The 24,149-nt window shown below is 56.9% G+C and carries 14 protein-coding genes and 1 pseudogene; 10 read left to right on the forward strand and 5 right to left on the reverse strand.

Annotated elements, in window-relative coordinates; translation table 11 throughout:
* Positions 1-176: 176 nt before the first annotated feature.
* From pepA to ahr, 5 genes are all read left to right on the forward strand, one after another.
* Positions 177-1,688, forward strand: coding sequence for a leucyl aminopeptidase (gene pepA / locus ACQG2Q_RS22905; RefSeq protein WP_003861882.1), 1,512 nt, complete (start codon positions 177-179; stop codon positions 1,686-1,688).
* Positions 1,689-1,806: 118 nt separating this feature from the next.
* The gene (gene holC / locus ACQG2Q_RS22910) at positions 1,807-2,250 is read left to right on the forward strand and encodes a DNA polymerase III subunit chi (protein ID WP_003861884.1); all 444 of its coding nucleotides are present in this window, start codon (positions 1,807-1,809) and stop codon (positions 2,248-2,250) included.
* The gene (locus ACQG2Q_RS22915; protein ID WP_063150255.1) at positions 2,250-5,105 is read left to right on the forward strand and encodes a valine--tRNA ligase; all 2,856 of its coding nucleotides are present in this window, start codon (positions 2,250-2,252) and stop codon (positions 5,103-5,105) included. The genes holC and ACQG2Q_RS22915 overlap by 1 nt, the downstream gene beginning before the upstream one ends.
* A gap of 123 nt (positions 5,106-5,228) precedes the next feature.
* Positions 5,229-5,732: a GNAT family N-acetyltransferase gene (locus ACQG2Q_RS22920; RefSeq protein WP_003861887.1), complete on the forward strand. Its 504-nt coding sequence runs from the start codon at positions 5,229-5,231 to the stop codon at positions 5,730-5,732.
* 83 nt (positions 5,733-5,815) lie between these two features.
* On the forward strand, positions 5,816-6,835 hold the full coding sequence (gene ahr, locus ACQG2Q_RS22925; protein WP_022649538.1) for an NADPH-dependent aldehyde reductase Ahr: 1,020 nt from the start codon (positions 5,816-5,818) through the stop codon (positions 6,833-6,835).
* Positions 6,836-6,878: 43 nt separating this feature from the next.
* Here the strand turns inward: ahr and ACQG2Q_RS22930 are convergent, their stop codons facing one another.
* Positions 6,879-8,519 (reverse strand): dihydroxyacetone kinase subunit DhaK, encoded by a 1,641-nt coding sequence (locus tag ACQG2Q_RS22930; protein WP_058646873.1) that lies wholly within the window; start codon positions 8,517-8,519, stop codon positions 6,879-6,881.
* Positions 8,520-8,656: 137 nt separating this feature from the next.
* Here ACQG2Q_RS22930 and ACQG2Q_RS22935 point away from each other — a divergent pair, with 137 nt between their 5' ends.
* A complete protein-coding gene (locus ACQG2Q_RS22935) occupies positions 8,657-10,159 on the forward strand; it encodes a helicase HerA-like C-terminal domain-containing protein (protein ID WP_022649540.1) in 1,503 nt (500 codons plus the stop codon).
* Here the strand turns inward: ACQG2Q_RS22935 and ACQG2Q_RS22940 are convergent.
* Positions 10,139-11,080 carry a TIGR01212 family radical SAM protein gene (locus tag ACQG2Q_RS22940; RefSeq protein WP_096147825.1) on the reverse strand — a complete coding sequence of 314 codons (942 nt, stop codon included), beginning with the start codon at positions 11,078-11,080 and terminating at the stop codon, positions 10,139-10,141. The two genes, ACQG2Q_RS22935 and ACQG2Q_RS22940, sit on opposite strands and share 21 nt — an antisense overlap.
* 687 nt (positions 11,081-11,767) lie before the next feature.
* On the opposite strand from ACQG2Q_RS22940, the gene gltB reads away from it, so the two are divergent.
* From gltB to ACQG2Q_RS22960, 4 genes are all read left to right on the forward strand, one after another.
* Positions 11,768-16,228, forward strand: a complete 4,461-nt coding sequence (gene gltB / locus ACQG2Q_RS22945; protein WP_063849783.1) for a glutamate synthase large subunit — start codon at positions 11,768-11,770, stop codon at positions 16,226-16,228.
* A 9-nt stretch (positions 16,229-16,237) separates the two neighbouring features.
* The gene (gene gltD, locus ACQG2Q_RS22950) at positions 16,238-17,656 is read left to right on the forward strand and encodes a glutamate synthase subunit GltD (protein ID WP_063849782.1); all 1,419 of its coding nucleotides are present in this window, start codon (positions 16,238-16,240) and stop codon (positions 17,654-17,656) included.
* Between the two features lie 187 nt (positions 17,657-17,843).
* Entirely contained in the window at positions 17,844-19,094 is a 1,251-nt protein-coding gene (gene codB / locus ACQG2Q_RS22955; RefSeq protein ID WP_063849781.1) for a cytosine permease, read from the forward strand.
* Positions 19,084-20,364, forward strand: coding sequence for a cytosine deaminase (locus ACQG2Q_RS22960; protein ID WP_058677026.1), 1,281 nt, complete (start codon positions 19,084-19,086; stop codon positions 20,362-20,364). The genes codB and ACQG2Q_RS22960 overlap by 11 nt, the downstream gene beginning before the upstream one ends.
* Before the next feature lie 149 nt (positions 20,365-20,513).
* Here ACQG2Q_RS22960 and ACQG2Q_RS22965 read toward each other — a convergent pair whose 3' ends face one another.
* From ACQG2Q_RS22965 to ACQG2Q_RS22975, 3 genes and pseudogenes are all read right to left on the reverse strand, one after another.
* Entirely contained in the window at positions 20,514-21,218 is a 705-nt protein-coding gene (locus tag ACQG2Q_RS22965; RefSeq protein ID WP_022649546.1) for a DUF1120 domain-containing protein, read from the reverse strand.
* On the reverse strand, positions 21,215-21,745 hold the full coding sequence (locus ACQG2Q_RS22970) for a hypothetical protein (RefSeq protein WP_032626444.1): 531 nt from the start codon (positions 21,743-21,745) through the stop codon (positions 21,215-21,217). The genes ACQG2Q_RS22965 and ACQG2Q_RS22970 overlap by 4 nt, the downstream gene beginning before the upstream one ends.
* Positions 21,742-24,128: pseudogene (locus tag ACQG2Q_RS22975) on the reverse strand (fimbrial biogenesis usher protein). The gene ACQG2Q_RS22970 and the pseudogene ACQG2Q_RS22975 overlap by 4 nt, the downstream one beginning before the upstream one ends.
* Positions 24,129-24,149: the final 21 nt, after the last annotated feature.

Genomic DNA, 24,149 nt, shown 5'->3' on the forward strand with positions numbered 1-24,149 from the left:
CATCGCTAAGATTAAAAAACCCGGCGGATTCGCGCTTCATGACATTTATTGACGTGTCGAAACCGTAGTAACGTAAGATTAACACGAAGTCACCACAACGGCGGACATGAGTTACGAAAGGTTTCAATTCTATCCGTAGCCGCCGCCGTTGTCTTTAAGATTCAGGAGCGTAGTGCATGGAGTTCAGTGTAAAAAGCGGTAGCCCGGAGAAACAGCGGAGTGCCTGCATCGTTGTGGGCGTCTTTGAACCACGCCGACTCTCCCCGATCGCCGAGCAACTCGATAAAATCAGCGACGGCTATATCAGCGCCCTGCTGCGCCGTGGCGAACTGGAAGGCAAACCAGGGCAGACCCTGTTGCTGCACCACGTTCCAAACGTCCTGTCCGAGCGTATTCTGCTGATTGGCTGCGGTAAAGAACGTGAGCTTGATGAGCGCCAGTACAAGCAGGTTATTCAGAAAACCATTAATACACTGAATGATACTGGTTCGATGGAAGCCGTCTGCTTCCTCACGGAGCTGCACGTTAAGGGCCGCAACACGTACTGGAAAGTACGCCAGGCCGTCGAAACCGCAAAAGAGAGCCTCTACAGCTTTGATCAGTTGAAGACCACCAAAAGCGAGCCGCGTCGCCCGCTGCGTAAAATGGTCTTTAACGTGCCGACCCGTCGCGAGCTGACCAGCGGCGAGCGCGCCATTCAGCACGGTCTGGCGATTGCTGCCGGTATTAAAGCGGCAAAAGATCTTGGCAATATGCCACCAAACATCTGTAACGCCGCTTACCTGGCGTCACAGGCGCGCCAGCTGGCTGACGCCTACAGCAAGAACGTCATCACCCGCGTTATCGGCGAACAGCAGATGAAAGAGCTGGGGATGCACTCTTATCTGGCGGTCGGTAACGGCTCCCAGAACGAATCCCTGATGTCGGTCATCGAATACAAAGGCAATCCGTCTGAAGACGCGCGTCCGATCGTGCTCGTTGGCAAAGGGCTGACCTTCGACTCCGGCGGTATCTCCATCAAGCCTTCAGAAGGCATGGATGAGATGAAGTACGACATGTGTGGCGCGGCGGCGGTTTACGGCGTCATGCGCATGGTCGCGGAACTTCAGTTGCCCATCAACGTGATCGGCGTGCTGGCGGGCTGCGAAAACATGCCTGGCGGCCGCGCTTATCGCCCGGGTGATGTGCTGACTACCATGTCCGGCCAGACCGTTGAAGTGCTGAACACCGACGCCGAAGGCCGTCTGGTGCTGTGCGACGTGCTGACCTACGTTGAGCGTTTCGAACCTGAAGCGGTTATCGACGTAGCTACCCTGACCGGCGCCTGCGTGATTGCGCTGGGGCATCACATCACCGGCCTGATGTCGAACCACAATCCGCTGGCGCATGAGCTGATCGGCGCGTCCGAACAGGCTGGCGACCGCGCATGGCGTCTGCCGCTGGGGGACGAGTTCCAGGAACAGCTGGAGTCTAACTTCGCGGACATGGCGAACATTGGTGGTCGTCCTGGCGGCGCAATTACCGCAGGCTGCTTCCTGGCGCGCTTCACCCGCAAGTACAACTGGGCGCACCTGGACATTGCGGGGACCGCATGGCGCTCCGGTAAAGCCAAAGGCGCGACCGGACGTCCGGTGGCGCTGCTGTCGCAGTTCCTGCTCAATCGCGCGGGTTTTAACGGCGACGAGTGATGAAAAACGCCGGGTGGCGGCTTCGCCTTACCCGGCCTACAACGTCACTCAACCGTAGGCCGGGTAAGCGTAGCGCCACCCGGCTTTGCATTTAAATCCACGACAAGAAACCCCATATATGAAGAATGCAACGTTCTACCTTCTGGACAATGACACCCATCAGGATGGCCTCAGCGCCGTTGAACAACTGGTGTGTGAAATTGCCGCAGAACGTTGGCGCGCAGGTAAACGCGTCCTGATTGCCTGTGAAGATGAGCAGCAGGCGATTCGTCTGGATGAAGCGCTATGGGCGCGCCCGCCGGAGAGTTTTGTTCCGCATAACCTGTCGGGCGAAGGTCCACGCGGCGGGGCACCGGTGGAGATTGCCTGGCCGCAAAAACGCAACAGCAGCGCGCGCGACATTCTCATTAGCCTGCGGACAGACTTTGCAGATTTTGCCACCGCTTTCACAGAAGTGGTAGACTTTGTCCCTTACGAAGAATCTTTGAAACAGCTGGCGCGCGAACGCTACAAAGCGTACCGCCTGGCCGGTTTTAACCTGAATACGGCAACCTGGAAATAATGGAAAAGACATATAACCCACGCGATATCGAACAGCCGCTTTACGAGCACTGGGAACAGCAGGGCTATTTCAAGCCTAACGGCGACGAAAGCAAAGAGTCCTTCTGCATCATGATCCCGCCGCCGAACGTCACCGGCAGTTTGCATATGGGGCATGCTTTCCAGCAGACCATCATGGATACCATGATCCGCTACCAGCGTATGCAGGGTAAAAACACCCTGTGGCAGGCGGGGACTGACCACGCGGGTATCGCGACCCAGATGGTGGTTGAGCGTAAAATTGCCGCTGAAGAGGGTAAAACCCGCCACGACTACGGTCGCGACGCGTTTATCGACAAAATCTGGCAGTGGAAAGCGGAATCCGGCGGCACTATTACCCGTCAGATGCGCCGTCTCGGCAACTCCGTGGACTGGGAGCGTGAGCGCTTCACCATGGATGAAGGCCTGTCCAACGCCGTGAAAGAAGTCTTCGTGCGCCTGTACAAAGAAGACCTGATTTACCGTGGCAAACGCCTGGTCAACTGGGACCCGAAACTGCGTACCGCCATCTCTGACCTGGAAGTGGAAAACCGCGAGTCTAAAGGCTCCATGTGGCACATCCGCTATCCGCTGGCCGACGGCGCGAAAACCGCCGACGGTAAAGATTACCTGGTGGTGGCGACCACCCGTCCGGAAACCCTGCTGGGCGATACCGGCGTGGCCGTTAACCCGGAAGATCCGCGCTATAAAGATCTGATCGGCAAATTTGTGGTGCTGCCGCTGGTGAACCGCCGTATTCCGATTGTGGGCGACGAACACGCCGACATGGAAAAAGGCACCGGCTGCGTGAAAATTACCCCGGCGCACGACTTTAACGACTATGAAGTCGGTCGTCGTCATCAACTTCCGATGATCAACATTCTGACCTTCGACGGCGATATCCGCGAAAGCGCAGAAGTGTACGACACCAAAGGCAACGAATCCGACGTTTATTCCAGCGACATCCCGGCTGAGTTCCAGAAGCTGGAGCGCTTTGCCGCGCGTAAAGCCGTCGTAGCCGCCGTGGACGCGCTCGGCCTGCTGGAAGAGATTAAACCTCACGATCTGACCGTGCCGTACGGCGACCGTGGCGGCGTAGTTATCGAGCCAATGCTGACCGACCAGTGGTACGTGCGTGCCGACGTGCTGGCGAAACCGGCTGTGGAAGCGGTTGAGAACGGCAGCATTCAGTTCGTGCCGAAGCAGTACGAAAACATGTACTTCTCCTGGATGCGCGATATTCAGGACTGGTGTATCTCCCGTCAGCTGTGGTGGGGTCACCGTATCCCGGCGTGGTACGACAATGAAGGCAACGTCTACGTTGGCCGCACCGAAGAGGAAGTGCGTCAGGAAAACAACCTGGGCGCTGACGTTGCGCTGCGCCAGGACGAAGACGTGCTGGATACCTGGTTCTCTTCCGCGCTGTGGACCTTCTCGACCCTCGGCTGGCCGGAAAACACCGACGCGCTGCGTCAGTTCCACCCAACCAGCGTGATGGTCTCCGGCTTCGACATCATCTTCTTCTGGATCGCCCGCATGATCATGATGACCATGCACTTCATCAAAGACGAAGATGGCAAGCCGCAGGTTCCGTTCCATACCGTCTACATGACCGGCCTGATCCGCGACGACGAAGGCCAGAAGATGTCCAAATCCAAGGGTAACGTTATCGACCCGCTGGACATGGTTGATGGTATCTCTCTGGAAGAGCTGCTGGAAAAACGTACCGGCAACATGATGCAGCCGCAGCTGGCGGAGAAAATCCGCAAGCGTACCGAGAAGCAGTTCCCGAACGGGATCGAATCTCACGGTACCGACGCCCTGCGCTTCACCCTGGCGGCGCTGGCCTCCACCGGTCGTGACATCAACTGGGATATGAAGCGTCTCGAAGGTTACCGTAACTTCTGTAACAAGCTGTGGAACGCCAGCCGCTTCGTGCTGATGAACACCGAAGATCAGGATTGCGGATTTAACGGCGGCGAAATGACCCTGTCTCTGGCAGACCGCTGGATCCTGGCGGAATTTAACCAGACGGTGAAAGCGTTCCGCGACGCGCTGGACAGCTACCGCTTCGACATCGCGGCAGGCATCCTGTACGAATTCACCTGGAACCAGTTCTGTGACTGGTATCTGGAGCTGGCGAAGCCGGTCATGAACGGCGGCACTGAGGCGGAGCTGCGCGGTACGCGTAATACGCTGATTACCGTCCTGGAAGGTCTGCTGCGCCTTGCGCACCCGATCATTCCGTTCATCACCGAAACCATCTGGCAGCGCGTGAAGGTAATTGCCGGTATAAACGCCGATACCATCATGCTCCAGCCGTTCCCGGCATTCGATGCCGCGAAAGTGGATGAAGCCGCGTCTGCGGATACCGAGTGGCTGAAACAGGCGATCGTTGCGGTACGTAACATCCGCGCGGAAATGAACATCGCTCCGGGTAAACCACTGGAGCTGCTGCTGCGCGGTTGCAGCGAAGCTGCCGTTCGTCGCGTCACCGAGAACAACACCTTCCTGAAAACCATGGCGCGTCTGGAAAGCATCACCGTGCTGCCTGCCGATGACAAAGGTCCGGTTTCCGTGACCAAAATTATCGACGGCGCGGAGCTGTTGATCCCGATGGCGGGCCTGATCGACAAAGACGCTGAGCTGGCTCGTCTGGCGAAAGAAGTGGCGAAAGTCGACGTGGAAATCGGCAAAATCGAAAGCAAACTGGCGAACGAAGGCTTTGTGGCCCGCGCGCCGGAAGCGGTCATCGCCAAAGAGCGTGAGCGTCTGGTTGCCTTCGCCGATGCGAAGACCAAACTGATCGAGCAGCAGGCGGTTATCGCAGCCCTGTAATGCTTTTACCCCTTACGCTTCAGGGCGTAAGGGGTATCCTTCCTGAAAACTCCTCGCTTGCACTCCCCTTTCTGCGGTGCTATTAACAGCAGTTGTGTGTCAATTTTTGTCATGAGTAATGCTATGAGCGTGATTACCCCCGTCGCGACGACAATGCGTCGGATCACTGAGCAGGACAACCCGGCTATCGCCGCCGTTATCCGCACGGTATCGGCCGAATATGGCCTGACCGCCGACAAAGGCTACACCGTGGCCGACCCAAATCTGGACGAACTTTTTCAGCTGTACAGCCAGCCGGGCCATGCCTATTGGGTCATCGAGCAGGACGGCCAGGTCGTGGGCGGCGGCGGCATTGCCCCCCTGCTCTGCAGCGAGCCGGATATCTGTGAACTCCAGAAAATGTATTTCCTGCCAACGATACGCGGACAAGGCCTGGCGAAAAAGCTGGCGCTGGTCGCCCTGGAACATGCACGCTCACAGGGCTTTAAACGTTGCTACCTTGAAACCACCGCTTTCCTTAAAGAGGCCATTGGCCTGTATGAGCATCTGGGCTTTGAGCATATCGATGCCCCACTGGGCTGCACGGGCCACGTGGACTGCGAAGTCAGGATGCTGAAAAGTCTGTAAGTTTTGTTCCTGCCGTCTTCTGTTAAGCGTCTGTAAACTGAATGCTCTACACTCACAGTTCACACCAAAACAGGGGAAACGCGATGTCGAAGATAAAAAGCTACGCCGCACCGCAGGCGGGTGCAGAACTTGAGCTGTACGAGTACGATGCGGGCGAACTAAAAGCGGAAGACGTCGAAGTACAGGTGGATTACTGCGGGATCTGCCATTCAGACCTCTCGATGATCGACAATGAATGGGGCTTTTCCAGCTATCCGCTGGTTGCCGGGCACGAAGTCATTGGCCGCGTCGTGGCGCTCGGCAGCGCCGCGCAGGACAAAGGGCTGAAAGTGGGCCAGCGCGTGGGTATCGGCTGGACGGCACGCAGCTGCGGCCACTGCGACGCCTGTATTAGCGGTAACCAGATCAACTGCCTTGAGGGCGCTACGCCGACCATCCTGAACAAGGGTGGTTTCGCCGATAAACTACGCGCCGACTGGCAATGGGTTATCCCGCTGCCGGACAGCATTGATATTGAATCAGCAGGTCCGCTGCTGTGTGGCGGTATCACCGTATTTAAACCGCTGCTGATGCATCACGTAACTGCCACCAGCCGCGTGGGCGTGATCGGTATTGGCGGGCTGGGGCATATTGCCATCAAACTGCTGCACGCGATGGGCTGTGAAGTGACGGCGTTCAGCTCTAACCCGGCGAAAGAGCAGGAAGTGCTGGCGATGGGTGCGGATAAAGTGGTGAACAGTCGCGATCCCGAGGCGCTCACCGCCCTGGCAGGCCAGTTTGACCTGATCATCAACACCGTCAACGTCGATCTCGACTGGCAGCCGTACTTTGAAGCCCTGGCCTACGGCGGTAACTTCCACACCGTGGGTGCGGTGATGAAGCCGCTGCCGGTTCCGGCGTTTACCCTGATCGGCGGCGATCGCAGCGTATCCGGATCTGCTACCGGCACGCCATATGAGTTACGCAAGCTGATGAAGTTTGCCGGACGCACAAAAGTGGCGCCGACCACCGAACTGTATCCGATGTCAAAAATCAACGAAGCAATCCAGCACGTGCGCGACGGTAAAGCCCGCTACCGCGTAGTGTTGAAAGCGGATTTCTGATGTGAGTTTGCCGGGTGGCGGCTTCGCCTGACCCGGCCTACTTTCACTGCTGCGCCAATACGTTAAATACTTCCGCTACCGCGACCGCTCCCGGATCCATCACCCCATCCAGGTTCTCTTTATTGACATACGACGAGCGTCCCGCGCCGGCTTTCGCCATTTTTGCCGTTGCTTCGGCGCCCTGCTGCGCAGCCTGCGCCGCCGTCCGCAGATCGCCATCCCTTAACGCCTCCAGCGCCGGTTGCAGGGCGTCGATCAGCGTGCGATCCCCAAGATCGGCCCCGCCATACTGCTTCATCTGCGCCAGTCCGCTCAACAATGCTTCTGGTAGCGGCTGTCCATCGTGAAGCTTTTGTCCTGCCGCCGTGAAGAAGATCGACATCAGCACCCCGCTCGACCCGCCCATTACCGTAGCCAGCCGCTCCCCCACCAGCAGGAGTAATGTCGGCACGTCGTTAAGGGGCAGGTTGTTCTCCTCAAGTCGCTGCGCAATATCCCGCGCCCCTTGCGCAAAGGTGGAGCCCGTATCGCCATCGCCTACTTTGGCATCCAGCGCGTTGAGGCGGTTTTCCAGCTGGATCAATGTCTTCGTTACCGAAGCGACGGCCTCGCTCACCTGCGGATTGTCCGATGGGGTATATTCCACGCGGTCACGAAGGGCGCTATGGGGGACGGTACGCAGGGGCGCGAACGCGACGGGCTTCTGCCAGCCCAGCGTCTCGACCTCGGCGTGAATCGCCTTCTCGAAGAAATCGTTGAGCTTTAACAGCGTTAGCGAAAACCCTTTCATATCCAGCGCACTCACCAGCGGCGCCGGGCCAATCAGATACGCAATGTTCTCTTTCAGCGCCGAATGCGCCAGCTCTTTGGTGAGCAGAGCCATCTCAAGCGCTGACACGCCGCCGAGGTTGTTGATCAGCACCGCAAAGCGCCCGTCACCCGCCTGCGCGCGTAACGGCGTCACCAGCGTGTCGATAATGGCTTTGCTGTTTTGCGTATCCACGACGGAAGCTCCCGGCTCGCCGTGAATGCCCAAACCCAGCTCGACATGGCCTTGTTTTATGCGCCCCTCTTCATCATCGCTGCCCGGCAGGTTGCACGTTTGCATCGCCACGCCCAGGCTCCAGAGGTTATCGCAGGCCTGTTGCGCTATATCCCGCACGTCGTTTAGCGATTTCCCCTGCTCTGCCGCATATCCCGCAATCTTATGCACCAGCGCCGTTCCCGCGATACCACGCGGCTGCTTGTTATCCGGCAGGGCAATATCATCCGCGACGATAACCATCTCCACCTTCAGGCCGTAGCGTTTGGCTTTTTCCGCCGCCAGGCCAAAGTTAAGCCGGTCGCCGGTGTAGTTTTTCACAATCAGCAGGCAGCCACGATCGCCCGTCACCGCCACAATGGCATTGAGGACCGCATCCACGCTTGGGGAGGCGAACAAATCGCCACACACCGCTGCGGTAAGCATGCCTTTACCGACGAACCCGGCATGTGCCGGTTCATGGCCGGAGCCGCCACCGGAGATCACCGCCACGCGGCTTTTATCCCAGTCGCCGCGTGCCACCACGCGGATGGCCGGATCGATATCCAGTTTGACGAGATTACCGTGCGGCGCGGAGAGAAGTATGCCTTCAATGGCATCGTTGACAAGCTGTTTGCGGTCGTTAAAAAAGAATCTGGACATAGTTTCCCAAAATTTTGTTTACCGTATGCAAAAGCATAGTCCGCACTGGATAATGCGCCGCAAAGTGAGGAATTTACGCAGACGTTTTGCCGTCAGGTTGCCTATACTCCACCCAGGACTACGAGAGGACGTGCATCATGAGTACACCATTGTTAATCGCCAGGACGCTGGAAAAAGAGCTGTTTTTACTGCCCGCGATGGCGAACCGTCATGGCCTGATCACCGGCGCGACCGGGACGGGAAAAACCGTCACCCTGCAAAAGCTGGCTGAGTCGTTGTCCGAGGCTGGCGTGCCGGTTTTTATGGCTGACGTGAAGGGCGATTTAACCGGGGTGGCTCAGGAAGGCACGGCGTCAGAAAAACTGCTCGAGCGCCTGAAAAATATCGGCATCACGGACTGGACGCCGCACGGTAATCCAGTGGTGGTCTGGGATATCTTCGGCGAAAAAGGGCATCCGGTGCGCGCCACCGTCTCCGACCTCGGCCCTTTGCTGCTGGCCCGTCTGCTTAATCTTAACGACGTGCAGTCCGGGGTGCTGAACATTATTTTCCGTATCGCCGACGATCAGGGCTTACTGCTGCTCGACTTCAAAGATCTGCGCGCCATCACCCAGTACATTGGCGATAACGCCAAATCCTTCCAGAACCAGTACGGCAATATCAGCAGCGCCTCGGTGGGCGCCATTCAGCGCGGGCTCCTGACGCTGGAGCAACAGGGCGCCGAGCATTTCTTCGGCGAGCCAATGCTGGATATCAAAGACTGGATGCGCACCGACAGCAGCGGCAAAGGCATCATCAACATTCTGAGCGCAGAGAAGCTCTACCAGATGCCTAAGCTCTACGCCGCCAGCCTGCTGTGGATGCTCTCTGAACTCTACGAACAACTGCCGGAAGCAGGCGATCTGGAAAAACCCAAACTGGTGTTCTTCTTTGACGAAGCGCACCTGTTGTTTAACGACGCGCCGCAGGTGCTGCTGGATAAAATTGAACAGGTTATCCGCCTGATCCGCTCCAAAGGCGTCGGGGTCTGGTTTGTGTCGCAAAACCCGTCGGATATTCCGGACAACGTACTGGGGCAACTGGGTAACCGCGTGCAGCACGCCCTGCGCGCCTTTACGCCAAAAGATCAGAAAGCGGTGAAAGCCGCGGCGCAAACCATGCGTGCCAATCCGGCCTTTGATACCGAAACCGCCATTCAGGCGCTGGGCACCGGTGAAGCGCTGATTTCGTTCCTCGATGCAAAAGGCAGCCCGACAGTTGTCGAGCGCGCGATGGTGATTGCGCCCTGCTCGCGCATGGGGCCAGTAACGGACGATGAACGCAACGGCCTGATCAACCACTCCCCGGTGTACGGGAAGTATGAAGACGAGGTGGATCGCGAATCCGCGTTCGAGATGCTGCAAAAAGGGGTGCAGGCGACTGCCGAATCGCAGAATGCGCCTGCCGCCAAAGGGCAATCTGTAGCCGTGGACGACGGCATTCTCGGCGGGCTGAAAGACATTCTGTTCGGCAGCACCGGGCCGCGCGGCGGCAAACGCGATGGCGTGGTGCAGACCATGGCAAAAAGCGCGACGCGTCAGATTACCAACCAGATAGTGCGCGGCATGCTGGGAAGTCTGTTAGGCGGCCGTCGCCGGTAGCGGTGGAACCCACGGGCGGCCAAGCGCCGACCCCTGTACGCCGTTCTCCTGTAGATAGCGGTCGATTTCCAGCATCCCCGTCCAGCGGTTCTCACACCAGAGCGGTGCCAGAAGCGTTGGGCGGCGGGCGCTTGCCGAGATGCGGTGGTAAACAATCTCCGGCGGCGTGTGGCGAATCATCTCCCCCGCCGTCACCGTATAGTCGTCGAGTTCGATACCACTTAACCGCCCCGCTTCCCAGGCTTTCGCCATAATGCTTCCCGTAACAATATGCAGCGGGTGCAGCTTAATGCCGTCCACGCCGGTCTCGACGACTTTTTCCAGCGTTTCAAGACCATGCTGCTGCCCTTCTCCCGGCAAGCCGACAATCAGATGCGAGCAGACTTTTAATCCACGCTCGCGGGCGAGACGCGTGGTGCGCTGGTAGCAGGCAAAATCATGCCCGCGATTGATACGGTGCAGGGTTTTGTCGTGCGCGGTCTGCAAGCCCAGCTCCAGCCAGATCTCGTAGCCCTTTTCTTTATACTCGCTAAGTAAATCCAGCACGGCGTCCGGCACGCAGTCCGGACGCGTCCCCACGCACAGCCCGACAATGTTCGCTTGAGCAACCGCCTGTTGATACATAGCGCGCAGCACCTGCACCTCCGCCCACGTGCTGGTGTAGGCCTGGAAATAAGCCAGATATTGCTTCGCGCGGTTCACCAGACTCGCCTGATGGGCGAGCTGTTCAGCGATAGATTTATGCTGTTGGGCTTCATCAGCAAACGAGGCCACGTTACAGAAGGTGCAGCCACCACGCCCGATGGTGCCATCGCGGTTCGGACAGCTAAAGCCGCCGTGCAGCGTCAGTTTGTGAACCTTTTGTCCGTAGCGCTGCAAAAGATCCCCACCAAACATATTGACTAATTTCTGTAACTGCATAATCTGATAGACCGTCCCGAAGAAAGGGGACAAGCCTGCCATTTTTAGCCTCTGTCGGCGATGACCTGGATCAATCGCCCTGGACGGCCTTTATCTATTTGAATAAATAATCACGATTACCGAGATTTCATTCACCCTGAACGTAATTACTTTTCCTTATGTTCTGATGGTTTTTTTCATTTATAGCGCCAGGTCTGAAAAACAGTGATTTTATGCGGGTTTGAATGCCACCCCAGATTATTATTCTGCTATAAATCTGCATTTCAGCACGCTGCATTGATAATACCGCTTTCATATAGTGAGTCAGATCACACTCCCCTGCACCTTCCCGGCGCTTTAAGTGGTTGTAAAAATAGTGAAATCATCAATAAAAACAACAATATGACCACTCTTTAGCACATTTTTGTATAAATAAGATTGCCATTTGACCTGTGTACCAATTCCCGATAAGTTGGAAATCCGCTGGAAGCTTTCTGGATGAGCGGCCTGCTCATCATATTTATGCAGTAATTGAGATTCCCTCTGAAGCAAGTCCTCAAACTTGTTTACCTGCGCGAAAGGATGAAAAAGAGGGCGAATGCGAGGTCCGCGTATGAAACGCTAACCCCGTCGCCATGCTCTTTCTGCGCCTGTGCGCCACGGTAAAGTTCAGTGGGAAGCCCGACGAGCCTGGGGAGGTTCACTGATATGTTGTACGATAAATCCCTTGAGAAGGATAACTGTGGTTTCGGCCTGATCGCCCACATAGAAGGCGAACCTAGCCACAAGGTAGTGCGTACTGCTATTCACGCACTGGCCCGTATGCAGCACCGTGGCGCCATCCTTGCCGATGGTAAAACCGGCGACGGTTGCGGTCTGCTGCTGCAAAAACCGGATCGTTTCTTCCGCATCGTGGCGGAAGAGCGCGGCTGGCGTTTAGCTAAAAACTACGCTGTCGGTATGCTGTTCCTGAATCAGGATCCTGAAAAAGCTGCCGCGTCACGCCGCATCGTTGAAGAAGAACTTCAGCGTGAAACCCTGTCGATTGTCGGCTGGCGCGATGTGCCAACCAACGAAGGGGTGCTCGGTGAAATCGCCCTCTCCTCGCTGCCTCGTATTGAACAGATTTTCGTCAACGCGCCTGCGGGCTGGCGTCCGCGTGATATGGAACGTCGTCTGTTTATTGCCCGCCGCCGCATTGAAAAACGTCTTCAGGACGATAAAGAGTTCTACGTCTGTAGCCTCTCTAACCTGGTGAACATCTATAAAGGTCTGTGCATGCCGGCTGACCTGCCGCGCTTCTACCTGGACCTGGCGGATCTGCGTCTGGAATCGGCCATTTGCCTGTTCCACCAGCGCTTCTCCACCAATACCGTTCCACGCTGGCCGCTGGCTCAGCCGTTCCGCTACCTGGCGCACAACGGTGAGATCAACACCATCACCGGTAACCGCCAGTGGGCCCGCGCCCGTACCTATAAGTTCCAGACCCCGCTGATCCCGGACCTGCACGATGCCGCGCCGTTCGTGAACGAAACCGGCTCGGACTCCAGCTCAATGGATAACATGCTGGAACTGCTGCTGGCGGGCGGGATGGATATCGTGCGCGCCATGCGTCTGCTTGTACCGCCGGCCTGGCAGAACAACCCGGATATGGACCCTGAGCTGCGCGCGTTCTTTGACTTTAACTCCATGCACATGGAGCCGTGGGATGGCCCGGCAGGCATCGTTATGTCCGACGGACGTTTTGCCGCCTGTAACCTGGACCGTAACGGTCTGCGTCCGGCGCGCTATGTCATTACCAAAGACAAGCTCATCACCTGTGCCTCTGAAGTGGGTATCTGGGATTACCAGCCAGACGAAGTGGTCGAGAAAGGCCGCGTCGGACCGGGCGAGCTGATGGTGATTGACACCCGCGGTGGGCGTATTCTGCACTCTGCTGAAACCGACAACGATCTGAAGAGCCGCCATCCGTACAAAGAGTGGATGGAGAAAAATGTGCGTCGTCTGGTGCCGTTTGAAGATCTGTCGGACGAAGAAGTGGGTAGCCGCGAGCTGGACGATGACACCCTCGCGAGCTTCCAGAAGCAGTTTAACTACAGCGCGGAAGAGCTGGACTCGGTTATTCGCGTGCTCGGCGAAAACGGCCAGGAAGCGGTCGGCTCAATGGGTGACGATACCCCGTTTGCTGTGCTCTCCAGCCAGCCACGCATTATTTACGACTATTTCCGTCAGCAGTTTGCGCAGGTCACCAACCCGCCAATCGATCCGCTGCGCGAAGCCCACGTCATGTCGCTGGCCACCAGCATCGGCCGTGAGATGAACGTATTCTGTGAAGCCGAAGGCCAGGCGCACCGTCTGACCTTTAAATCACCGATCCTGCTGTACTCCGATTTCAAACAGCTCACCACCATGACCGAGGAGCACTATCGCGCCGACACGCTCGATATCACCTTCGACGTGACCGAAACGAGCCTCGAAGAGACGGTGAACGCGCTGTGCGACAAAGCCGAGCAGATGGTGCGTAACGGCACCGTTCTGCTGGTGCTGTCTGACCGCAACATCGCGAAAAACCGTCTGCCGGTGCCTGCACCCATGGCGGTGGGGGCTATCCAGACGCGTCTGGTGGACAAGAGCCTGCGCTGCGATGCCAACATCATCGTTGAAACTGCGAGCACGCGCGACCCGCACCACTTTGCGGTGCTGTTAGGCTTTGGCGCCACGGCGATCTACCCGTATCTGGCCTACGAAACACTGGCCCGCCTGGTGGATACCCGCGCGATCGATAAAGACTACCGTGCAGTGATGCTGAACTACCGTAACGGCATCAACAAAGGTCTGTACAAGATCATGTCCAAAATGGGCATCTCGACCATCGCCTCATACCGCTGCTCGAAGCTGTTTGAAGCGGTCGGTCTGCATGACGACGTTGCCAACCTCTGCTTCCAGGGCGTGATCAGCCGTATTGGTGGCGCAGGCTTTGCTGACTTCCAGCAGGATCTGGTGAACCTGTCGAAACGCGCCTGGCTGGCACGTAAGCCGCTGGAACAGGGCGGTCTGCTGAAATACGTTCACGGGGGTGAGTATCATGCTTATAACCCGGACGTGGTGCGCACACTGCAACAGGCGGTGCAAAGCGGCGAGTACAGCGATTATCAGCAGTATGCTGAGCTGGTGAACAACCGTCCGGCGGCGACGCTGCGCGATCTCATTGCCCTCAATCCGGGTGAGGAAGCGGTCAGCATTGACGAGGTTGAACCCGCATCTGAGCTGTTCAAACGTTTCGATACCGCGGCGATGTCCATCGGCGCGCTGAGCCCGGAAGCCCACGAAGCGCTGGCGGAAGCCATGAACAGCATCGGCGGCAACTCCAACTCCGGCGAAGGCGGTGAAGATCCTGCCCGTTACGGCACCAATAAAGTGTCCCGTATCAAGCAGGTAGCGTCCGGCCGTTTCGGCGTAACGCCTGCGTACCTGGTTAACGCCGACGTGATCCAGATTAAGGTCGCGCAGGGGGCAAAACCGGGTGAAGGCGGTCAGCTGCCGGGTGATAAAGTCACCCCGTACATCGCTAAGCTTCGCTACTCGGTGCCGGGCGTGACGCTGATCTCCCCGCCGCCGCACCACGATATTTACTCTATCGAGGATCTGGCGCAGCTGATTTTCGACCTGAAACAGGTCAACCCGAAAGCGATGATCTCCGTGAAGCTGGTTTCCGAGCCGGGCGTTGGCACCATCGCCACCGGCGTGGCGAAAGCCTATGCGGATCTGATCACCATCGCCGGCTACGACGGCGGCACCGGCGCAAGCCCGCTCTCCTCCGTAAAATACGCGGGTTGTCCGTGGGAGCTTGGCCTGGTGGAAACCCAGCAGGCGCTGGTCGCCAACGGCCTGCGTCACAAAATCCGTTTGCAGGTAGACGGCGGGCTGAAAACCGGCCTCGACATCATCAAAGCGGCGATTCTGGGTGCGGAAAGCTTCGGCTTCGGTACCGGCCCGATGGTTGCGCTCGGCTGTAAATACCTGCGTATTTGCCACCTGAATAACTGCGCAACGGGCGTTGCTACCCAGGACGAAAAGCTGCGTAAGAATCACTATCACGGCCTCCCGTTCAAAGTGACTAACTACTTTGACTTCATCGCCCGTGAAACCCGCGAGCTGATGGCGCAGCTGGGCGTGAAGCGTCTGGTGGATCTGATTGGCCGTACCGACCTGCTGAAAGAGCTTGAGGGCTTCACGGCCAAGCAGCAGAAGCTGGAGCTGTCTAAGCTGCTGGAAACCGCTCAGCCGCATCCTGGCAAAGCGGTTTACTGCACCGAGAACAACCCGCCGTTCGACAACGGCGTGCTGAACGCGCAGCTGCTGCAACAGGCGAAGCCGTACGTGGATGAGAAGCAGAGCAAAACGTTCTGGTTTGATATCCGCAACACCGATCGTTCCGTGGGTGCATCCCTCTCCGGTTACATCGCGCAAACGCACGGTGACCAAGGCCTGGCGTCGGATCCGATTACCGCGCACTTCAGCGGTACCGCGGGTCAGAGCTTCGGTGTGTGGAACGCGGGCGGCGTTGAGTTATACCTGACCGGTGATGCCAACGACTACGTCGGAAAAGGCATGGCGGGCGGTCTGCTGGCGGTGCGTCCTCCGGTTGGTTCAGCCTTCCGCAGCCATGAAGCAAGCATCATCGGCAATACCTGTCTGTACGGTGCAACCGGCGGTCGTCTGTTTGCCGCGGGCCGTGCGGGCGAGCGTTTTGCGGTGCGTAACTCCGGTGCCATCACCGTGGTGGAAGGCATCGGCGATAACGGCTGTGAATACATGACGGGCGGAATTGTGTGCGTCCTGGGTAAAACCGGCGTGAACTTTGGCGCGGGCATGACGGGCGGTTTTGCCTACGTCCTGGATGAAGACGGTGAGTTCCGCAAACGCGTGAACCCGGAACTGGTGGAAGTGCTGGACGTTGATACGCTGGCCATCCACGAAGAACACCTGCGCGGCTTAATTACCGAACACGTGCAGCATACCGGTTCTTCGCGCGGCGAAGAGATCCTGGCCAACTGGCCGGCGTTCTCTGCGAAATTTGCGCTGGTTAAGCCGAAGTCCAGCGATGTTAAAGCCCTGTTGGGTCACCGTAGTCGTAGCGCAGCAGAGCTGCGCGTGCAGGCGCAGTAAGGAATTCAGATGAGCCAGAACGTTTACCAGTTTATCGACCTTCAGCGTGTTGATCCGCCAAAGAAACCGCTGAAGATCCGTAAAATTGAATTTGTTGAAATCTACGAGCCGTTTTCAGAAGGCCAGGCCAAAGCACAGGCAGACCGCTGCCTGTCCTGCGGTAACCCTTACTGCGAATGGAAGTGTCCGGTCCATAACTACATCCCGAACTGGCTGAAGCTGGCCAACGAAGGGCGTATTTTTGAAGCCGCCGAGCTGTCTCATCAGACCAACACCCTGCCGGAAGTGTGCGGCCGCGTGTGCCCTCAGGATCGTCTGTGTGAAGGCTCCTGTACGCTGAACGACGAGTTTGGCGCGGTGACCATCGGCAACATCGAACGCTATATCAACGATAAAGCGTTCGAAATGGGCTGGCGTCCGGATATGACCGGCGTGCGTCAAACCGACAAGCGCGTGGCGATTATCGGCGCGGGCCCGGCAGGCCTGGCCTGTGCGGACGTGCTGACCCGTAACGGCGTGAAGGCGGTGGTCTTTGATCGCCACCCTGAGATTGGCGGCCTGCTGACCTTCGGTATCCCGGCCTTCAAGCTGGAGAAAGAGGTGATGACCCGCCGCCGCGAAATCTTCACCGGCATGGGCATTGAGTTCAAACTGAACGTGGAAGTGGGCCGTGACGTGCAGCTCGACGACCTGCTGAAGGATTACGACGCCGTGTTCCTGGGCGTGGGTACTTATCAGTCCATGCGCGGTGGCCTGGAGAACGAAGATGCGCCGGGCGTGTACGACGCGCTGCCGTTCCTGATTGCCAACACCAGGCAGATCATGGGCTACGGTGAGACCGCCGATGAGCCGTTCGTCAGCATGGAAGGCAAACGCGTGGTGGTGCTGGGCGGCGGTGATACCGCGATGGACTGCGTGCGTACCTCCATTCGTCAGAACGCGGCGCACGTCATCTGCGCCTACCGTCGTGACGAAGAGAACATGCCGGGCTCTAAGCGCGAAGTGAAAAACGCGCGTGAAGAGGGCGTGGAGTTCCAGTTCAACATCCAGCCTCTGGGTATTGAGGTGAATGCCAACGGTAAAGTGAGCGGCGTGAAGATGGCGCGCACGGAGATGGGTGCGCCGGATGCGAAAGGCCGTCGTCGCGCGGAGATCGTGGCCGGTTCTGAACACGTGATCCCGGCTGACGCCGTGGTGATGGCGTTTGGTTTCCGTCCTCACAGCATGGAGTGGCTGGCGAAGCACAGCGTAGAGCTGGACTCTCAGGGCCGCATAATTGCGCCGGAAGGCAGCGACAACGCGTTCCAGACCAGCAACCCGAAAATCTTCGCCGGTGGCGACATCGTTCGCGGCTCTGACCTGGTGGTGACGGCGATTGCCGAAGGCCGTAAAGCGGCTGACGGGATCATGAACTTCCTGGAAGTGTAAGCCCCTCTGACTCCCCGGCAGAAGCATAAAGCGGAACGCTGGGGAGCCTGTTTTCAGTAGCCTGCCCTTAAGTTAATGATACCTTTTTAAGCAAAAAAGCAGCGTAAATCCTGACGTAAACGTTTGCTTTCATGAAAAAAATGTATATTATGCGGCGGATTTTTTGGCCAAAACTCAAGGAGGCGTTGTGTCGCAAGATAACAATTATAGCCAGGGCCCCGTCCCTCTGGCGGCGCGGAAAGGCGTGATTCCACTCACTTTTGTGATGTTAGGGTTAACCTTTTTTTCCGCCAGTATGTGGACCGGAGGTACGCTCGGTACCGGTCTTTCCTATAATGATTTCTTCCTCGCAGTTCTCTTCGGCAATCTCCTCCTCGGTATTTACACTGCTTTTCTTGGCTACATTGGCGCAAAAACCGGCCTCTCAACCCATCTTCTTGCGCGTTACTCGTTCGGTATAAAAGGTTCCTGGCTTCCCTCCATGCTTTTAGGCGGTACGCAGGTAGGATGGTTTGGCGTCGGCGTAGCGATGTTTGCCATCCCGGTGAGTAAAGCCACGGGCATCGACGTCAATATCCTGATCGCGGTATCCGGTCTGTTGATGACCATGACCATCTTCTTTGGTATCTCAGCGCTGACGATTCTGTCGATCATCGCCGTTCCCGCGATAGTTATCCTCGGCAGCTACTCCGTCTGGCTGGCGGTGGACGGCGTGGGCGGGCTGGATCATTTAAAAGCGATGGTGCCGCAGACCCCGCTCAGTTTTTCAGGCGCGCTGGCGCTGGTCGTCGGCTCCTTCATCAGCGCCGGAACGCTGACCGCCGACTTCGTCCGCTTTGGGCGTAACGCGAAAGGCGCCGTGGTGGTGGCAATGGTGGCGTTTTTCCTTGGCAACTCGCTGATGTTTATCTTCGGTGCGGCAGGCGCCGCGGCAGTTGGACAGGCGGATATCTCGGACGTGATGATCGCTCAGGGGCTACTGCTGCCCGCCATTATCGTTCTCGGCCTGAACATCTGGACAACCAACGACAACGCGCTCTATGCGTCGGGTCTGGGCTTTGCCAACGTGACCGGCCTTTCCAGCCGCACGCTGTCGGTGGTTAACGGTATTATCGGCACGCTCTGCGCGCTGTGGCTGTACAATAACTTTGTCGGCTGGCTCACCTTTCTGTCGGCGGCGATCCCTCCCGTCGGTGGGGTGATTATCGCCGACTATCTGATCAACCGCCGCCGCTACGCCAGCTTCCATAGCGCTACCTTTGTGCCGGTCAACTGGGTAGCCATTCTTTCGGTCGCGCTCGGCGTGGCTGCCGGGAATATTATTCCCGGTATAGTGCCGGTGAATGCGGTCCTCGGTGGCGTATTCAGCTACCTTCTGTTAACCCCCTTAGTCAGACGTACCTTTGCTACCGCCCCGGAGGCTCCCCATGCAGAATAATACCCTCACCATTCGTCAGGCCCGTTTACAGGGGCAAGAGGGGTTATGGCAGATCGCAATTGAAAACGGGCGCTTTAGCCGTATTGAACCGCAGGACGCGGCATCGTCACCGGTGGGCCAGGTGCTTGATGCTGAAGGCGGGCTGATCATTCCCCCTTTCGTTGAGCCGCATATCCATCTGGATACCACTCAAACGGCTGGTGAACCGAGCTGGAACCAGTCTGGTACCTTATTCGAGGGGATTGAGCGCTGGGCTGAACGTAAGGCGCTGCTCACCCACGAAGATGTTAAGACCCGCGCAATGCAGACGCTGAAATGGCAGATGGCCAACGGCATTCAGCATGTGCGTACTCACGTTGACGTCTCCGATCCCACGCTGACGGCGCTGAAAGCGATGCTGGAAGTGAAGCAGGAGGTCGCCCCGTGGGTCGATCTGCAAATCGTGGCGTTCCCCCAGGAGGGCATTCTTTCTTATCCCAACGGTGAAGCGTTGCTGGAAGAGGCGGTGCGTATGGGGGCGGACGTTATTGGCGCAATTCCGCACTTTGAATTTACCCGCGAGTATGGTGTGGAGTCGTTGCACAAAACCTTCGCACTGGCGCAGAAGTACGACAGGCTGATCGACGTACACTGCGACGAAATCGATGATGAACAGTCGCGCTTCGTGGAAACCGTCGCCGCGCTGGCGCACCGTGATGGGATGGGCGCGCGCGTTACCGCCAGCCATACCACAGCGATGCACTCCTATAATGGCGCCTACGCGTCCCGCCTGTTTCGTTTGCTGAAAATGTCGGGCATCAACTTCGTCGCCAATCCGCTGGTGAACATCCACCTTCAGGGCCGTTTCGACACCTATCCTAAGCGCCGCGGCGTAACGCGCGTGAAAGAGATGCTGGAGGCGGGGATCAACGTCTGCTTTGGGCATGATGACGTTTTCGATCCGTGGTATCCCCTGGGCACCGCCAATATGTTGCAGGTGCTGCATATGGGTTTACACGTCTGCCAGCTGATGGGGTACGGGCAGATTAACGACGGGCTGAATCTGATCACCACCCACAGCGCGAAAACGCTCAACCTGCAGGACTACGGCGTGAAGGTGGGTAATTCTGCGAACCTGGTTGTTTTACCGGCCGAAAATGGCTTTGATGCGGTTCGTCGCCAGACGCCTGCGCGTTATTCTGTTCGTCACGGGCGGGTTATCGCCGAGACGGTACCCAGCCAGACAACGCTGCATCTGACGCAGCCGGAAGCGGTGACCTTTAAACGGTAATTATCGTTTCAGGAAATCTCATCCGGAGACGTATCAGCCTGTTTACGCTTTATCAGGTCTACAAACCGCAGCCTCTTTGCAGACCTGGTAAGCGCGGCGCCAGCGGTGAACTGGCGCGTCTATTTTCGATATTCTTTTGCAGAAAGAGATTATAAATAGACCAGCGTAATCACCGCCTCGCCGTCCAGCTTGATCTCTTGCCCGCTGCCAAGCCCGTTGGCGACAGCGGCGCTCACCTGTAGCGGAACAACCGCCGATGAGATCGGCTGCGGAATATCCGTGCCTTTTTGCACAAACGTATAGAAAAAGTCCTGCTGGGTCGGCAAGGGCAATAGCGTCGTGCGCGTCCATGGACCATTTTTGGTCGCGGCCCCGGCGATCTCCACCTGAACAGCGGCACTTTCGTCGGCTGCCGTCACGCCTGCCGCGTTAATTTGCACCCCATAACTGCCAATCGGCTTCTGCTCGCTGGTCAATCCTAAACCAAACAGGCGGGTCGTATCACGCACATAGGCACCGTTATTTATCTGGAATTTTACCCCTTCTTGCCCGGATTTATCTTTGCCAACGACCACGGAACTGGCGCGGGTATCACGCGCGGTAATCGCAACTCCCGTAGAAGATTCACACGTCACCGATAGTGTAAGATCGCGAGTACCAAGCTGTGTGAATGCGCTGGAGGAGAGCGACCCCGCATAGCGCGTGCCGAAATCTGCCACACCGCCATTGCTCAACGCCGGTGTACAGGCGGCAGCGTCAACGGTGACATCCACATCAATATTGACCGTATCAGTTGCCCATACCGCTGAAGCGGCAGACATTCCGCAGAGTAATAGCGCTATACGCTTTTTCATTGTACATCCATCCTTACGCGTAAATTTCCGCGCCACACTTCTCTGTCCGTAATATGGTTACTTTTGAAGCGCGGTTTGATGGTAAGCGTGACAGACGCCGTTTTTCCCCGCAGCTCCTGACCGTTGATAAACGCAATCCCTTCGTTAAGCGCTGGCGCGATCTCTCTCACGCCGCCATTGGTAACCCACGGGTCGCCGGCATGGATAGCCGCCAGATTGACTGTACGATCGTCCACCGTTGCCTGCGCGGCAGTAACGCGCATGACGCCGTTATCACCAAAACCAAATTCATGCCCTTTCGGTACGTTACTGCCCAGAAAGAGACGAATACGCGACGGTTCATCGCATATCACGTTCAGGACAATCTGTTTCTCCGGCATCTCAATCAACCTGTTCCCTTCCGCCTGGCGCTCTGCGGCACTCATACGGCCATAGCTGAGTTTTTGCTGGCTTGATACTAACTGGCAGTCAGCCATAGCATGCAGAGAAAACGCCATTGCGCACACGGCTAAAATAAGCGCCTTCATTTACACACCTCATTGACAGTTTCATAGAATGTATCGGTATTTGCCTCTTTCGGAAGCTTCAGACCAAATGCACAGGTGCCGTTATCCAGTTTTGCCACCACCTGTTGAGCAGGTTCAACATCGTTAAAAAAGACCACGCCGTCATCCACTGAGGTCGTAAGATAATTTCCGTGCGAATCCTCAAGGGCGATCCCTTTCGGCAGCTTTTTACCGTTTGCCAGGGTAACGTTCACCAGTGCACGTCGCTGGGTTAACGCAGTAAAATCAAGATGCCCTACCGCTCCTTTGCCAAGCGTGACGACACGGGTTCCATTCCCGATATCCATATTTTTCGGCAATGTTTCCGTATCCACTTCTACCCGCGCTGGGCGCCAGGCTCCCACTGACGGTACCACTGCCTGACCACGGAAGTCGGTCCATACCGGCCCCTGGGGCGTGTCAATCCTCACACCGGAGACGGGTTTATCCAGAGCAGCGATCGCGAACGTGTCGCGGATCGCCCATGGAGAGAACGTAACGCCTTGTCCATGAACCGCGATGCCCCCCTGTAGCGATCCTGAACAGCTGCGGCTATTCTCGTTATCCGAACTGGCGCTCAGGCCAAGCTGCGTATAGTGAAGGTTGCTGCTTATCCCACCGTTTACATTATCGCGATTCGTGGCCTGATCGTGTTCAGCTCCCAGCGACCAGGATGTGGTATCACTTACAACGCCAAGCGCAGAGGCGCCATACCGCGTTTTATGGTCATCATGACGGCTGTACAGGCTTACGCTATTGCTGGCACCAAAAGGAATACTGAGGTTGACGTAGAACAGATCGCCATCATCCTCATTCTCCTCATCTGCACTCAACTGATGTTGCCAGTTCATGGAAATCGTGGCGTACTTGAATGACTTGTTCCAACCCGCAGAGATGAAGCGGGAATCATCTGACTTATCATAACCCTGCGTTTGGTAGTAGCTGGTGCTAAGCGTGCCTAAGTAGGGCACACTCCAGGTCAGCCCGGCGGAATACTCATTTTTATTACCGCTGTCGAAATCATCATCCAGTGCTTCAAAAAGTTCGCGATAGTCTTGCGATTTATGCGTAACAGAGGCGTTAGCCCCCATGCCAAATGCGGGGTCAGAACTCCATGTTGCCGATAGCGTGTACCTCTGCCCTTTCAGTGAATCTTTCGAATCGTTGGACTGGTTCGCCTGGAGTGAAACAAGCCAGGCTGGTAGCGGCACTGTATCAAGGCTGGTGGCGACAGCCTGGTAATCTTCGCCTACGATTGAGCCTGCGTTGACATTCACCCGTTCGCTTAGTTTCCAGCCTCCAGAAAGGCTGGCTACCCATGGCGTTTCACTATAGCTATCGCTCACTCGTCCCAGCGCGAAGTGATATCCTGAAGGCGCCCCTGCGCTCTGGTTATACAGCGCTGCGGGCACCACATAGCTGTGCTGGCTGCCATCGGTTTCCACTACCGTCACGTTCAGATCGCTAACGCCGTTACGTACCGGCACATCGGTGAGATTAAACGGCCCGACCGGCACCAGTGTGCTGTACACCAGAACATTTTGCTGACGCACTTCAATACGGGCCTGAGGCGTATTGGCGATACCGGACACGCTCACTCCGCTACCGCCCTGTTGTAAGGCGCTCTCCGGTGAAAGCTCGATACCATAGATTCCGTTCCCTGAAGAAGGGAGTTATTGATATTGACCTCGCCCGCCCTCAGGGTACTTTTCAGGGGGACAAAAGTATGCTGCAAATAGGTCGACGAGTTATTACTCTCGAATTCTCCGTCGCTCCGGCTCAGCAGTTGCTGAGTACGTAAGATCCAGTCGTCGAAATTGACCCCACCGTCCAGCATGGCCTGTGAATAGTCAGAGTGCCCGTCACCAAACTCATTGCGCGAGGAGAGAAGAGAATAATTCAACAGCGCAGCAGTGCCACCGGAAGTATAAGCTCCGATATCCGATTCGCTGTTTGCTATCCGATCCGCCGGTACAACCAGACTTAGAGATTCTTGCGCAGGCGAAGCCTCCACAATAGCGCTCGGGATATGACCGGTATAATCGTAGCAGCCGGACTCATAGTCAGAGGGAACTTTTAATCCTGCCTGCTCCATAAAAGGTTTGTCGAAACAGAGATCGCCGTTGTTGTCGAAACGAGCAATAACGTTGCCTTTATTATCACCATTCACCTTCAGGGCGACGGAAACGCTACCCGGTAAATACTTCGTCTTGCGAGAGAAATAATTTGATACGTCCGGGTTTATCCCCAGTGAACGAAGCGTTTCCTGATCAAAATTAATGGCAGCAGTCTCCATCTGCTGAGCCATCGCCTGGCCAGAACAGACCAGGCCAATGAGACAGGCGAGTAACGTTTTTTGCTGCATATCCTTTGCTGTCCTTATAGA

This window comes from Enterobacter cloacae complex sp. 370H10, from assembly GCF_050031535.1.
Taxonomy (GTDB): Bacteria; Pseudomonadota; Gammaproteobacteria; order Enterobacterales; family Enterobacteriaceae; genus Enterobacter; species Enterobacter intestinihominis.

Coding starts and splice junctions, on each gene's coding strand:
- pepA (WP_003861882.1), top strand. CDS start 177: ATGGAGTTCAGTGTAAAAAGCGGTAGCCCGGAGAAACAGCGGAGTGCC.
- holC (WP_003861884.1), top strand. CDS start 1,807: ATGAAGAATGCAACGTTCTACCTTCTGGACAATGACACCCATCAGGAT.
- ACQG2Q_RS22915 (WP_063150255.1), top strand. CDS start 2,250: ATGGAAAAGACATATAACCCACGCGATATCGAACAGCCGCTTTACGAG.
- ACQG2Q_RS22920 (WP_003861887.1), top strand. CDS start 5,229: ATGAGCGTGATTACCCCCGTCGCGACGACAATGCGTCGGATCACTGAG.
- ahr (WP_022649538.1), top strand. CDS start 5,816: ATGTCGAAGATAAAAAGCTACGCCGCACCGCAGGCGGGTGCAGAACTT.
- ACQG2Q_RS22930 (WP_058646873.1), bottom strand. CDS start 8,519: ATGTCCAGATTCTTTTTTAACGACCGCAAACAGCTTGTCAACGATGCC.
- ACQG2Q_RS22935 (WP_022649540.1), top strand. CDS start 8,657: ATGAGTACACCATTGTTAATCGCCAGGACGCTGGAAAAAGAGCTGTTT.
- ACQG2Q_RS22940 (WP_096147825.1), bottom strand. CDS start 11,080: ATGCAGTTACAGAAATTAGTCAATATGTTTGGTGGGGATCTTTTGCAG.
- gltB (WP_063849783.1), top strand. CDS start 11,768: ATGTTGTACGATAAATCCCTTGAGAAGGATAACTGTGGTTTCGGCCTG.
- gltD (WP_063849782.1), top strand. CDS start 16,238: ATGAGCCAGAACGTTTACCAGTTTATCGACCTTCAGCGTGTTGATCCG.
- ACQG2Q_RS22960 (WP_058677026.1), top strand. CDS start 19,084: ATGCAGAATAATACCCTCACCATTCGTCAGGCCCGTTTACAGGGGCAA.
- ACQG2Q_RS22965 (WP_022649546.1), bottom strand. CDS start 21,218: ATGAAAAAGCGTATAGCGCTATTACTCTGCGGAATGTCTGCCGCTTCA.
- ACQG2Q_RS22970 (WP_032626444.1), bottom strand. CDS start 21,745: ATGAAGGCGCTTATTTTAGCCGTGTGCGCAATGGCGTTTTCTCTGCAT.